The organism is Microbulbifer variabilis (genome assembly GCF_052468405.1).
The window spans coordinates 4,413,640-4,426,697 of the sequence record NZ_CP174343.1 but is presented as its reverse complement, the minus strand read 5'-3'; the positions used below and the strand labels follow the sequence as shown (position 1 = coordinate 4,426,697).

Annotated in this window: 11 protein-coding genes; 1 reads left to right on the top strand and 10 read right to left on the bottom strand. The window is 48.0% G+C overall.

Annotated elements, in window-relative coordinates; genetic code table 11:
* Positions 1-26: 26 nt before the first annotated feature.
* The 5 genes from ACJJJB_RS20040 to narL form a co-directional block, all read right to left on the bottom strand.
* Positions 27-443, bottom strand: coding sequence for a very short patch repair endonuclease (locus ACJJJB_RS20040; protein WP_445365386.1), 417 nt, complete (start codon positions 441-443; stop codon positions 27-29).
* 5 nt (positions 444-448) lie between these two features.
* On the bottom strand, positions 449-1,819 hold the full coding sequence (locus ACJJJB_RS20035; RefSeq protein ID WP_445365385.1) for a hypothetical protein: 1,371 nt from the start codon (positions 1,817-1,819) through the stop codon (positions 449-451).
* Entirely contained in the window at positions 1,816-3,966 is a 2,151-nt protein-coding gene (locus ACJJJB_RS20030) for an ATP-binding protein (protein ID WP_445365384.1), read from the bottom strand. Before ACJJJB_RS20030 ends, ACJJJB_RS20035 begins: the two co-directional genes overlap by 4 nt.
* Before the next feature lie 875 nt (positions 3,967-4,841).
* Positions 4,842-6,083, bottom strand: coding sequence for a molybdopterin molybdotransferase MoeA (gene moeA / locus ACJJJB_RS20025; protein ID WP_445365383.1), 1,242 nt, complete (start codon positions 6,081-6,083; stop codon positions 4,842-4,844).
* Between the two features lie 47 nt (positions 6,084-6,130).
* Positions 6,131-6,862 carry a two-component system response regulator NarL gene (narL, locus tag ACJJJB_RS20020; protein ID WP_020413714.1) on the bottom strand — a complete coding sequence of 244 codons (732 nt, stop codon included), beginning with the start codon at positions 6,860-6,862 and terminating at the stop codon, positions 6,131-6,133.
* Between the two features lie 132 nt (positions 6,863-6,994).
* Here narL and ACJJJB_RS20015 point away from each other — a divergent pair, with 132 nt between their 5' ends.
* Positions 6,995-8,608, top strand: coding sequence for an MFS transporter (locus tag ACJJJB_RS20015; RefSeq protein ID WP_445365382.1), 1,614 nt, complete (start codon positions 6,995-6,997; stop codon positions 8,606-8,608).
* A 54-nt stretch (positions 8,609-8,662) separates the two neighbouring features.
* Here the strand turns inward: ACJJJB_RS20015 and ACJJJB_RS20010 are convergent, their stop codons facing one another.
* The 5 genes from ACJJJB_RS20010 to moaE all read right to left on the bottom strand — a co-directional run bounded on the left by ACJJJB_RS20010 (position 8,663) and on the right by moaE (position 13,048).
* Complete coding sequence (locus ACJJJB_RS20010; protein WP_445365381.1) at positions 8,663-9,865, bottom strand: Ig-like domain-containing protein; 1,203 nt, start codon at positions 9,863-9,865, stop codon at positions 8,663-8,665.
* Positions 9,866-9,964: 99 nt separating this feature from the next.
* Entirely contained in the window at positions 9,965-11,083 is a 1,119-nt protein-coding gene (locus ACJJJB_RS20005) for an ATP-binding cassette domain-containing protein (RefSeq protein ID WP_445365380.1), read from the bottom strand.
* The gene (gene modB / locus ACJJJB_RS20000) at positions 11,083-11,805 is read right to left on the bottom strand and encodes a molybdate ABC transporter permease subunit (RefSeq protein WP_445356347.1); all 723 of its coding nucleotides are present in this window, start codon (positions 11,803-11,805) and stop codon (positions 11,083-11,085) included. Before modB ends, ACJJJB_RS20005 begins: the two co-directional genes overlap by 1 nt.
* Entirely contained in the window at positions 11,802-12,584 is a 783-nt protein-coding gene (gene modA, locus ACJJJB_RS19995) for a molybdate ABC transporter substrate-binding protein (RefSeq protein ID WP_445365379.1), read from the bottom strand. Before modA ends, modB begins: the two co-directional genes overlap by 4 nt.
* Positions 12,569-13,048: a molybdopterin synthase catalytic subunit MoaE gene (moaE, locus tag ACJJJB_RS19990; protein ID WP_353375778.1), complete on the bottom strand. Its 480-nt coding sequence runs from the start codon at positions 13,046-13,048 to the stop codon at positions 12,569-12,571. Before moaE ends, modA begins: the two co-directional genes overlap by 16 nt.
* Positions 13,049-13,058: the final 10 nt, after the last annotated feature.

Here is a 13,058-nt window from a genome sequence, read left to right as displayed (position 1 = left end):
CTGCCTCGATCAGTTAACAACTAAAACTATTTAGGTCTTTGATTCGAGAGGGCTTTTACTAAACGTTCAATGCACTCAGGGAGTGAATCTCTGATTTCATGCTCCCATACTCGAAGGACTATCCATCCCATCTCCTTTAGCAACCGATTATTTTTCTTATCTCTATCCACATTCCCAGAAATCTTATCCTCCCAAAATTCACTTCTCGCCTTGGGAGACTGATAGTGTTTTGGACACCTATGCCAAAAACAACCATCCACGAAAATAACAGTTTTAAGCGATGGATAAACTATATCGGGCTTTCCGGGCAGCTTATTTTTCAATCTATAACGAAAACCCATTGCCCATAAAGACTTTCTCAAAACAACTTCTGGTTTCGTATTTTTCCCCTTAATCTTAGACATGCAATAAGAGCGTTGATTTCTTGAAAGAACATCTACCATAACCATCACCCAAAGCTAATTATTCCTGGCCTTGAAGCATGTTGAGACTTATTAAAAATGATTGATGATAACACCTGATCTCTCACTCTAAACATACATTCACCAAACCATTTATTATGATCAGGCTGGACACCGAATTGATATTTAAAACTAAATTTCACGATATATGATTTCCCTCCTAGCTCAATCACTGGCAATCTATATATGCCTTCGTGGGCTCTATCCTTATTGCCATTCTGAAAAATTGTAAAGTTCTCAAACTCAACAGGTATTAATGCTCCCAATATGTATTTAGGTAATTTTGTTTTTCTCTGTGCATGATCACATGCAGCTGAGACCTCGAGAAATCCAAGCTCCAGCTGTTCTCTCGCCACCTGCCTCTCAGTCTTAGATCCATACCTCGGATTCAGGAACTCTTCATGTAACAGGGACTTTAAAGAGCGACCTAAACTACGCTCAAACTTTTTGGAACTCTCTTCAGCTCCAAGATACTCATTATTAAATTTTACAAAAACCCCTCGATGAGCCTTAGGATAATCATTGATAACTTCTTCGATATGGTAAAAACTATTCAGTTTAGCTTTAGCATTAGTATCTAGCTCTTCTGATTTTCCAAGAGAAGGTATAGCTTTGGACCATTTTTCATCCAGATTAACTTCTGATGTAGTAGTCAACTGATCTTCTAATATGGGTGTTAACCCAGATTCCATGGCTAAAGCTGGCATATCTATAGCATTCTTAACTCCAATAGACTCATTCCCAATCGCAGCCAATATATTTTTTAAGCGATTGCTAGAAGCATCTATAGAGCCATTTTCAATACTTCTTGCAAGATCATAAAGGGTATTTGTAGTATTTCTTGCAGCCTCTGCCACTCTATACTCCCAACTAAGTAACGCATTGAAAAGATCATTTTCGGACACAACTTCCTCGACTCTATTTCTTAAAGCTTTTGGATTTTTGCTAAATTCATGCTTTGGTATAACGGAATAATGAATTGGCAACAAAAGATCTTCTTTGTACCTTTCTTCCAATAGAGTTATTACTTCGTCAACAATATCTGCCAACTTAGACCAAACACACAAGATATAGGGGCCTTTAATAGGTAGTTGTTTCAATACTTCTGCGAGAGGTGCAACTAGAGACGTCGCCTTTGAGCTAAGAGATTCCGTCAAATTAAGATCTGTCACAACCACTCTCGGAGCAATACTGTCCGATAAACTGATATGATCTATCCCACTAACATTATCAGGATCATCATTAACATACTGAATGGGTAAACATGGCATACCCGCTTCATAAAAACTTCTTTTAATATCTTCCAATTCTTCAGGGTTGTCATCAACAACAATTATATTGGGAACTCCAAACATCATTCCTTGACCTCTTTGAAAATCATAACAACTGCAGCTCCCGAGTACGCTTCAGGAAGTTCCAACTCTTCACATGAAGTAATTATCAGACGACCACCAATGGTCTCCATGACTTTGTCTGTATAGTACAAACCGACTCCCATACCAGCTGGGCGAGTCGTTTTAAATGGTTGAATTGCTTTTTCTGGAGACAACTCAAATCCAGGGCCATTATCTGCTACAACAAGAGCAGGGCCTTCTTTAAACCAATCCTTAAGTGTAAGCAAGCGAATTGCTGCTTGGTAATCGCCATTTTCTTTTTCTGCTTTCAATTGGGTCCAGTGTATAGAGTTATCAATAAGATTATTCAGGGCAGCCTGTAAAAGGCCAAATGGACCATTTATTTTAAAATCTGGAGATTCATCTGTTAACAAAGGACAAGAAATCGTTACATTATGATGTTCAAAGCGATGCTCGGAAAGACCTATAACTCTTTTGGCAAGAGCCTTTATACTGAAAGTTTTTTGCTCATTCTTTCGAAGCAATGGCGTGAAGCCTTCAAGAAGCTTTGAAAGATGGTCGGAACGCTCAAGCAAATTTTCCCTTGGTACATTATTTTTAATTGCTTCATTTAGTTCATCCACTCCTCTTTCGACCTCATGAAAAATAACAGCAAGATTAATACCAGCTATACCTGAAGTCAGAGTTACATCTCTCATTTGCTTATAGTCGGCTTCAATCTGATCTATCTTCCCTCCAACTTCCTTCTGAAGCCCATGCTTTTCGAGACTACGTCTAATTGCCCCTATATTGTCAGAGAATCGTGTATCTGGATCTGGTTTTTCAGATTTTGCCTGCCCCTTTAGATAATTATTTATATTCTCTCGATCTTCATAATGAAGCTGATAAAAATTCTCTAGCGCGCTTGAGACAATCCATTTGAATCTTTTATAGAATGGATTATTATCAAAGCCTTCCCTATTGGTCTTCTCTTTTAAAGAACAACTTTTTTCTAAATCAAGATCAATACTTGCTATCACCATATTGGTATCAATCTTCTTACCGGGTGCATTTATTCTTGCCGTATTCAAGTCCAGCCAATCATCATCAATCTCACCATAGTTGAATACTCGAATACTATCTCTATAGACCCTTACACCCGTTTGTTCATCCAAATAATTTTTTACATCCTGGTATGCGCCTTGTGCATTTAGGACTTTCCTGTCTCGTAAATAAATGTAAAATGTACCAGATATAGGGCCAATTCCTTCTAGATCACCATCGGAAAGAAGTAACTTTTCTTTATTTTTGTCTTTTCTAGATGCTTTCTTAGATTTATCTGGAGGTATAAGTTCTAATCTTTCATCATCTACATTCTCTGAATTATCAGACAGCCCCTTGAATAAGGATGGTGGATTGAACTCATATGAATAAGAAAATTTTGCCTCTTCATCTATTAGAAAGTCGTACTTCCAAATAGCTCTATCCAGAACATCCTGTGCCTCCAGTACATCTTTAAGGTCTTTTTCTCTGCCAGGAATATGTAGATTTACTGAAAAATCGGATACACTTTTAAATGGCGATACCAAGCTTGTAAGCAACCGCTTCAAACGTCTTATATCGCCTCTAGCCCAGTCTTTTGTATTTAAATCGTGAATCTCAATTTTTGTGCCCGTGTGATCTGAATGAAAGATTTCCGGAACCTTCAGCTCTTCAACCTTGACCTTTGTATCTTCAATATAATCCGCTTCTTCAATTAGAGATGGCCAGTTAATTTTAATTCTAAATTCCGGATGTCCTTTCGCTCTAGTATGGATCGTTAGGTCTTTACCCAACTTGTGAACAGCAAGCCTTCCAACTCCTTTCTCTCCCAGTGGCATGCGCTTATATTTTGGGCTTCTGTTTCTATTTTTTTTTCTTTTACTGTCAGTACCAATCTCCATCCATTTATTTAGAATGGTATCCTCATCCATTCCATGACCTTCGTAATCCCTGACAACTATTTTTGGGTCAGCGGACTCTAGATCCAATGTGACATCAACCTGAATAGCATCAGCGTCATATGAATTCTTAACTAACTCGAAAATAGCCAGCCTATCATCACCTATCAACTCATCTCCTAGTAGTTTCAAGAGATGGGCTCTGGCTTTAAATGGAATAGGTTCAGACATATAGAATCCTTCTGGTTAATCCTTAATCACACACCCCAAAATACGGCTTATTTTTTATTCAAAAATTTCAACTTTAGGCTTAAGCCTAAATGCGTGAACTTGGTATTATAATTAGTACATATACATAAAGAACTGCCACTTCACTCTTTCTATTTTTTAAATAGTGGCAGCTATATACGGTAAATCTTAGTAAACGCCGACCCTCTGTACTTTTGATCAATTTCTGAACATTTTAGCCTGCAGTTATGCAAAACTATATTTTCAGTGAAAGCAATGATATTTGGCATTGTAACGATTATTAGCGTGTTGAGCGATATGCTGATGAGGGCGCCCAATATTCAACCAAATTCAAACAAGTTTATAGGCAAATCTATCTTCCTAAGAAACCTGAGATATGGACCACTATGTTAGAGGCCTCAAGTTTAAGTACTCAACTAGGTACAAGCTGGATTCTAAATCGCTTTAAAATATTGGACGTCATAACCTCAAATAGACGATCTCTTCTATACCAACCTACTTCAGGTTAATCAAAAATTACTCGATGATTGAACAAACCTCTTTTTTTCCTCAATACTAATGTAGGGAACGAATCAGGAAAGGATGAAGGCACAACCGAAATGGAGGTGAACAAGGATCGAGAACAATAACCATATGTACCTTATCCAGCAATTCTAGATATTTATCTCCCACTTCGTAGGAAAGGCTGGATTAAAGAAGTAATACTCTTAGCACATTCATCCATAGATTACTGCTGCCAAAAGCATCAAGGATCAGCTTGATGCTACGAAGCTATAAGCTAAAGCTCATTTGAAAAGGTTAGTGTTAGCAGGATAGAATTTCCTATCGACCCACAGCCGCAGATAGGGAACCTCCCCCTACCCCAACGGCACCCCCAAAGGCTCAATCGCTACCTGTTCCCCCGCTTCCACGTTGCCACTCTCTCGCGCCAAAACAATAAAGCAGTTTGCAGCAGCTAGCCCTGTGAGAATATGGCTTCCCTGTGTGCCAACCGGTTCCACCACCAAAGCTCCACTATCATCGGTGTAATAGACTCCCCGCTGGAAGTCGGTACGACCGGGCTTTTTCTTTAGGGGTTTTAACAGCTTGGCCTGCAAGGTCTGCGTACCATCCCACTGCTCACCTTTCATTTCACTCAAGGCGGGCACGGCCAGCTGGTAGAAAGTAACCAGGGCGGAAACCGGGTTGCCAGGCAGGCCGAAGAAAGGCGTCCCTTGAAGGAAACCAAAAGCGAAAGGTTTGCCGGGTTTCATCGCCACTTTCCAGAAACCGATCTCTCCCAGTTCTTCCAACACTTCGCGGGTGTAATCTGCCTCACCGACAGAGACACCGCCGGAGGTAATAATGGCATCGGCCTCTTGGGCTGCACGCTGCAGCGCATCGGTAATAGCCTGTTTGTTATCGGGCAATATGCCCAAATCCAAAACCTCCAGATCCATCTGGGCCAAGGCTGCCAATAGAGCAATGCGGTTACTATCGTAGATATCGCCCTTGCCCAGGGCTTCACCGGGCTGGCGCAGTTCATCACCAGTTGAAAAAAGAGCGATTACCGGTTTGCGCACTACTGTCACTGAGCCAACACCGGCAGCGGCAAGCAGGGCGATATGGGGGACGCTGATACACTCTCCAGCTTTAAGCAAAATGGAGCCTTCAGCTACATCCTCACCACAGCGACGGATGTGATCGCCGGAGCGAACCTCGCAATTTATACGTATCGATTCACCCTGGGCATCGACATTTTCCTGCATCACCACGGTATCAGCCCCAGCAGGTACTGCGGCGCCAGTCATAATGCGCACACAGGTACCCGGGTTCACCACACCATCGAAGGGCGCGCCGGCAAAGGATTTACCGATCAGCTCCAGCGGTAAGCCACTGGTAAGGTCTTCACATCGCAGGGCGTAACCATCCATCGCGGAGTTGTCGCAGGGTGGTAGGTTTACTGTGGAGATAACATCTTCAGCCAATACCCGACCATTCGCTTGGGCCAGCGGTAATATCTCAGTACCCTCAATAGGGTTCAGTGCCTGTAGGAGTTTCTCGCGAGCGCTCTCTATGGGCATCAGGCCCGGCTGGCTACAACAATCAATGGTGGGCATGGAAAAATTTCTCTTACTTCAATCCTTTGCAGTTGGGGCAGTGCCGGTCAGTGCGCCCGGTCCTGGGACTCTGAACGCTTTTGGTTGACCATCCACACGGCAGCTTCCACGCGGGAGCGCATCCCCAGTTTCTTCAACAGATGTTTGACGTGTACCTTCACGGTTGCATCACTAATATCTAACTCGCGGGCAATCAATTTGTTGCTGAGGCCATCAGCAATCAGCTGCAATATCTGATATTCGCGGCTGGTAAGGGTGGAGAGAGTATCTGCACCGGAGTTATCTGGCTTGCGTAGGGCCGAAGCAAGGATCTCCGTAAGGCGCTGGCTGATAGCGAGCTTGCCGTGGGTGGCCTGGATTACTTGGTCGAGAATATCTTCCGGTTCCATATCCTTCAGAAGATAACCATCAGCACCGGCACGGATACAGGACACCACGTCGGCATTGTTATCGGAAACCGTCAGTATCACGATACGCGAGGAGACATCGGCAGCCCGCATCGCCCGCAAGGTATCCAGCCCATCCATACCGCGCATATTCAGGTCCAGCAAAATAAGGTCCGGCTCATACTGCTTGGCCAACTCCAGCGCTTCCTCTCCGCTACTGGCTTCAGCCACCAACTCCAAACTGGGCTCCATGGCAAACAGCTGCTTGAGACCTTTGCGGAACAGGGGGTGGTCATCGACCATCATTACCGTGGCAGAAGAAGTCATGGGAGATCCTACTTCATTGGTGAGAATTGGTTTAAATCTGAACAGTGACTTTACCATAGCGTCCATTGGCTGCGCTTACCCCTAAAGAGGTAGCTGTTACGCGCGGGAGCAAAAGGGTTACTTACTGTTGGTAATTGAGCGGGCTAAATCCCCGGCCCATAGTGGCAGCACGAATCATTTCGAGGAGGAGTGGCCGCCGTGTCAGACATCTACGAGTGGGCCCCGGAGGACAGCAAATTCTGGCAGTCCAAGGGCAAGAAAATCGCAAACCGCAATTTGTGGATATCCATTCCCAGTCTACTGTGCGGCTTTGCCGTGTGGCTCTACTGGGGCATCATCACCGTTCAAATGCTCAATCTCGGCTTTCCTATTGCCAAAGCCGACTTGTTTACCCTGATGGCGATTGCCGGTCTCACCGGCGCTACCCTTCGAATACCCAGTAGCTTCTTTATCCGGCTGTTCGGTGGACGTAACACCATTGTCTTTACCACGGCCCTATTGATGATCCCTGCCCTAGGCACGGGTATCGCCCTGCAAAATCCGGAGACTCCATTGTGGGTATTCCAATTGCTGGCTCTGTTGTCAGGTATTGGCGGTGGTAATTTCGCCTCTTCCATGTCCAATATCAGCTTCTTTTTCCCCAAGGAAAAGCAAGGGCTGGCGCTTGGTCTAAACGCGGGCCTGGGTAACTTCGGTGTTACCACCATGCAGATCCTGGTACCGCTATTTATGACCTTCGGTGCCTTTGGCGCTGCCGGCGGCGATCCCATGACCCTGGTGAGCAGCTCTGGCTCCCTGATTGGCAAGGTACCCGCCGGTTCTGAAGCGTGGATTCAAAATGCCGGTTTTGTATGGCTGCTGTTCCTGGTACCGCTAGCCTTTATTGGCTGGTTCGGTATGAACAACCTGCGCACCGAGGAAGTTACCCCGGATGTAGGCAGTTCTCTCGGCGCCATGGTGAAGATGACCATGATGCTGGGAATCGGCCTGTTCACCGCCATCGTGGGGCTATGGTTGCTCTTACCTGAAGCGGCAAACGGTTCTGGTTGGGGCGTGCCCAAGGAAATCGTGCTGGTGCTGGTAATCACTGCCACCGTGTTCGGCTTGAAACTGTTGCCCGGTGAGATCAAAACCAGCCTGCAGCGTCAGTACCGTATCTTCAACAACAAGCACACCTGGGTGATGAGTGTGATTTACACCATGACCTTCGGCAGCTTTATCGGTTTCGCTGCGGCTTTCCCGCTGGCTATCAAGGTGATCTTTGGTTACAGCCATGTAATGGTGGACGGGGTTATGACCCACGATACCATCAACAACAATGGCCCCAGCGCCCTGATGTACGCCTGGATGGGCCCCTTTATCGGCGCCCTGATTCGCCCAGTAGGTGGTTGGATCTCCGATCGTATCGGCGGTGCCCTGGTCACCCAGATCTGTGCAGCGGTAATGGTGGGTAGCGCCCTGGGGGTGGCCTACTACATGAAGGCTGCCTACGGCTCAGCCACTCCGGAAGAGTTCTTCCTGCCCTTCTTCCTGCTGTTCCTGCTGTTGTTCGCCGCTACCGGTATCGGCAATGGTTCTACCTTCCGCACCATCGCCATGGTGTTCCCGAAAGAGCAGGCAGGTCCGGTATTGGGATGGACCTCAGCCGTTGCCGCCTACGGTGCCTTCTACATTCCCAAGGTTTTCGGCGAGCAAATCAAAGCCACTACCCCGGAATATGCACTGGCAGGTTTCGCCATCTTCTACGCGGTATGCCTGGTGATTAACTACTGGTTCTACCTGCGCAAGAACGGCGAATTCTACAATCCTTAATTCGGTTTCACTCACGGGATACCGTTGATTCGGGGAGGTTTTACCTCCCCTTTTTTATTTCACCTGAATCAATATCGGCGTTATATCCGAGCCTTCAAGTAAGCTGGCAATCAGCTTTTTATCTGAATCCCGATGATAATAAATTGTCACTTCATCCAAATCTTCAACGGTCGGCATCGTCGGGCATAGATGTCTGGCAATAGCTCTGCACATCTGCTCATAAAAATCTAAATCGTGCAGCTTATCCAGATAGATATGGCCCCCGGCGATATCCTCAGCACTGACCGTATAGTTGTAACCTACGGGCGGCTGAAAATAGTAGGCCTGCACAGTAATAGATCCATCTGCATTTTCAGTGACTTCGTATTGGACAGGTCTGCCACGGATATTCTGCTGGTACCCAATAAGATCCTCCGCAACTGAGGCAAGACTTTCATCCGTCTCAATGGTGCTCTCTATTTCACTGTAAGCCTGGTGGATAGCCTCAAAGCAGCTCAAGCAAGACGTAACATCGGCTTTTTGCAGCTCTGGCAGCAGTTCAGTCGCCATGGCTTCAAGCAATTGCACCAGCTTTTCTGCCGAGATGGCGTCGCGAAAATAGTAAGAACCCTCTCTCTCCGTTGCCGACTGGAAGATTTTTAGCTTGCGCTCCGGGCAATGGAAATCGAGGTGGTAGAGAGGCTGTTCTGGATCGGAAGTGTGGTTATTCAGCTCTACCTTGCCCAAATACGGGATAAAGAAGGTAAAGGACCAGTACTCCGGGCAGCGAATAAATCGCCGGCAGTGCTCTTCGATATAACCGGGCAAATATTGAAGGTCGAAGAAATTGGCCAGATGATAGTTACCACCACCCTGGTATTCCGCTATGGAGTCATAGTTATAAAACGGGTGCTCGCCGTGGAAATCTATCTTAACTCTCTGCCCACTGGCTGCGCGGCAAGCCAGATGAAAGTACAGGGCATCATCTTTGTAAGTAGAGTGGATAACGATAGCGTCGCCCTTTCGGCGAAGCTGATAGCGGAAAGCATCGATCCGGTAGGGCTCACAATCCTCAAGTAGCTCGGCAATTTCCAGCTCACCCGATTCCAGGCGGCTTACTCGATAGTTGTACCCGCCTTCTTCTATGCAGCGAGTAAGTACCGGGTGTAGATCCTCAATGGTCACAGCTTTCGCTACAGGTAAGCCCTCGACCTGTGCTTTTTCCCGGTAAAACTTATCGCCCTCGTTAAAGAGGGAAATTCCCAACACAACGCCCATAGGAGCACCAATTATTAGCTAGTATTCAAACTTAGCAAAAAAATTGCTGGGGTTTTAGGGATCGAAGAAATGCACTTTCAGAAATTGCCCTGGAACTACTTACAAACCGGCAAGACTACCGGCCTTAAACTGGGCAAAGTAGGTAGTGCCTTCACGCAGTTCTAGGCGCTCGCAGGAGAGACGGGAAATATCTGCGTAGAACACCTGCCCAGCAGCGGCTAACTGTAGGCGAATACGGCCATCAGTAAGTTTCTGCTTAGCAACTAAAGTTACCGGCAGGCAATTGAGGATACTGGACAGGCCCGGCTTCTCTACACTAAGGCTGATATCTCCAGCTTCCAGCAGAAAAGCTGCGGTATCGCCTTTGCGATAATGGCCTGCCACCCTATCTGCAAAGATGGAAATCCCCCCTAAATCCAAAGTCAGCAGACCATCGTTTAGGGATTCCACTCGCGCTTCAATCCGGCTGCGGCAGCTATCCCCTACGCCGTGGTTATCCAGGCGCTGGGCAACTTCAGGTAAGGGAAGTGGCGCGGACAAATTGGCAGAATCCATCCACAAACAGCGCTGGGCCAGCAGCTGGATTTCATCAAAGTCGTGACTGGTCCAGATTACCAGCGCCGGATATCGGGCCCAGAAATCCCGTAGGGTCGGCAATAGGCGCCGCAGTACCTGGGCGCGGTCAACCGCTGAAAGCGGCTCATCAAATAATTGCAGCGGCGCGTTGTTAAAAAGCTGGCGTAATACAGCCACTCGCTGGGCCTCTCCACCAGACAATAGCTCCACCGGCTGATGGAGTAGCGGTTCAATACCAAAAGCCTTTAACAGCCGATCACACTCCTCCATAGGCAGTGGCCTGCGGCTGTAACGGCGGGCCAGTACCAGGTTATCTGCCACTGACTGGCCGGCAAACAGGCGGCTATCCTGAAAGCCCAAAGAAAGCGTTCTTTTGTGGGTAGCCAGGGCGCGGCGTCCGCGCTGCCAAACCGTATTGGCAAAAGTGATATTGCCACGGCAGTGGCGCTGGCCAGCCAAAGCAGCCAGTAATGTGCTCTTGCCACTGCCGGAGGGGCCGGTAAGACCAAAAATCCCAGAGGCAGGCAGCTCTAATTGCCAGGGAGTGGCAGCGTTAAGCGAAGTCACCAGCTCTGTAACGCTCAATCCGGTGGAATCAGAAGTGGTAGACGCAGTACCGAATAAGGGTAAGGTGATTTCCATTAGCCCAGCACCCCCATTACCGGTTTAGCCTGCTCGTTGTTTGATCCGCGCGGGGCCAAACTATGTCCCAGCCAACGGGCAGCGAGTAGCAGTACCGTAGTAATTCCCATCAACATCAAAGCCAGCCGGTGCGCCGCACCGTATTCCATCGCCTCCACATGTTGATAAAGAGCGATAGAAACCACCTGGGTCTCACCGGGAATAGCGCCACCAATCATCAGCACTACCCCAAACTCACCCAGGGTATGGGCAAAGGTTAAAGCACAGGCACTCACAATAGCGGCGCGACTCGCCGGTAAAAGAACTTTTAATAGTGCCGCCCAGGGCGGAATACCCAGTGCTGCGGCAGCCTGGGTCAAACGCTGGCCATTGGCATTAAACGCGGCTAGCAGCGGCTGCACCATAAACGGCAGGGAATAAATCACTGACGCAAACACCAGGCCAGTGAAGGAGAACACCAAAGGGCCATCAAAAAGTTGTGACAGCCACTGCCCGGGGGCATAGTTGGGAGAAAATAAAAGCAGTAAATAAAAACCCAACACCGTGGGTGGCAGTACCAGCGGCAGGGTTATTAATACCTCGATACCGTGGCGCCAGCGACTCTGCCATTGGCTCAACTTCCAGGCCAAGGGCACGCCGATAATAAACAGCAGTAAGGTAGTTAAGCCGGCCAATTTTAAAGTTAGCCACAGGGCCTGCCAGTCGGCAGCGGCGATATTCATAAGCCACTCCCTCCATCTCTACTTCGATCTTGAATCGGCAAAACACCGTAACCCAAGTGGTGCAGTTGCGCCTGCACTTCCGCTGAACGCAAATAGTCCGCAAGGAACTGTGCCTCTTTCGGCCGACGGCTCTGAGTGGGAATCAGCAGCTGCTGTTCAATGGGTTTGTACAAATGCTGCGGCAGCAACCAGTAGTTATCGCGGCCGGCCGCTTGCATCTGGCTGGCGGCAACAAAGCCCAGCTGCGCATTGCCAGAATCCAGCATTAAATAGGCTTGGCCTGCATTGTGGGCCCGGGCTAATTGAGTTTGTTTTTTCTTCCACAAATCCAGGCTTTGCAGCGCTTGCCGTGCGGCACTGCCGAAGGGCGCTACTTTCGGATCGGCTAATACAATTTTATCGGGCCAAGTTTGCAGTAGCTGCTTGATATTGGATTCCGATTTTGGGTGCCAGAGAGCCAGTAAACCCAGGGCGTAAGTCTGGCGACTGCTACCCAGTGCCCCACCCTGCTTTTCCAACAGTTCGGGCCGCTCGCGATCGGCGGACAGGAATAAATCGAAGGGCGCGCGGTGCGCTATTTGTTGGTAGAGCACCCCTGAGCTGCCACTGCTGATTTGCACCACACAGGCATGGCGACGCTCAAATTCCGGCAGTACCTCTTCCAGTGCCGGGCGAAAGCTGGCCGCTACCGCCACCCGCAAGGTGCAGTTATCCGCATTAACCGGTAGCGCGATGGCCACCAGTAAAGCGGATAGCAGCGGGCTCAGCCGACGGACCACTTTTCCATCTCCGCAGCATCGCTGGCCCGGGCTTCAACCCAGCGCTCTGAAGGCTTACCGGACTCATCCGCAACCGCTTCGCGCTTCCAGAAAGGCGCCTCCGTTTTGAGGCGATCCATGATGTATTGGCAGGCGGCAAAGGCAGCCTGGCGGTGGGGGCTGGTAACGCCGACAAAAACAATCTCGTCGTTGATCTGCATGGGGCCAACACGGTGGACGATAGTCACACGACCCAAAGACCAGCGATCGCGGGCATCATTGATAATCTGTTGCAGGCTTTTTTCCGTCATGCCCGGATAGTGTTCCAGGGCCAGGCCGCAGACATCACTGCCCGCATTGAAGTCCCGCACCGAACCCACAAACAGGGCGCAGGCACCATCACCACTGTTCCCTTGCAGCGCGGTATATTCAGCCGCTACGTCGAGGGGCGTTTCACAGACTTCAATACGATCAACGGCTTTCATATTGGCACCA

Excerpts from the sequence above, each read along its gene's own strand:
- ACJJJB_RS20040 (WP_445365386.1), bottom strand. The coding sequence starts at position 443 with ATGGTAGATGTTCTTTCAAGAAATCAACGCTCTTATTGCATGTCTAAG.
- ACJJJB_RS20035 (WP_445365385.1), bottom strand. The coding sequence starts at position 1,819 with ATGATGTTTGGAGTTCCCAATATAATTGTTGTTGATGACAACCCTGAA.
- ACJJJB_RS20030 (WP_445365384.1), bottom strand. The coding sequence starts at position 3,966 with ATGTCTGAACCTATTCCATTTAAAGCCAGAGCCCATCTCTTGAAACTA.
- moeA (WP_445365383.1), bottom strand. The coding sequence starts at position 6,083 with ATGCCCACCATTGATTGTTGTAGCCAGCCGGGCCTGATGCCCATAGAG.
- narL (WP_020413714.1), bottom strand. The coding sequence starts at position 6,862 with ATGGACGCTATGGTAAAGTCACTGTTCAGATTTAAACCAATTCTCACC.
- ACJJJB_RS20010 (WP_445365381.1), bottom strand. The coding sequence starts at position 9,865 with ATGGGCGTTGTGTTGGGAATTTCCCTCTTTAACGAGGGCGATAAGTTT.
- ACJJJB_RS20005 (WP_445365380.1), bottom strand. The coding sequence starts at position 11,083 with ATGGAAATCACCTTACCCTTATTCGGTACTGCGTCTACCACTTCTGAT.
- modB (WP_445356347.1), bottom strand. The coding sequence starts at position 11,805 with ATGAATATCGCCGCTGCCGACTGGCAGGCCCTGTGGCTAACTTTAAAA.
- moaE (WP_353375778.1), bottom strand. The coding sequence starts at position 13,048 with ATGAAAGCCGTTGATCGTATTGAAGTCTGTGAAACGCCCCTCGACGTA.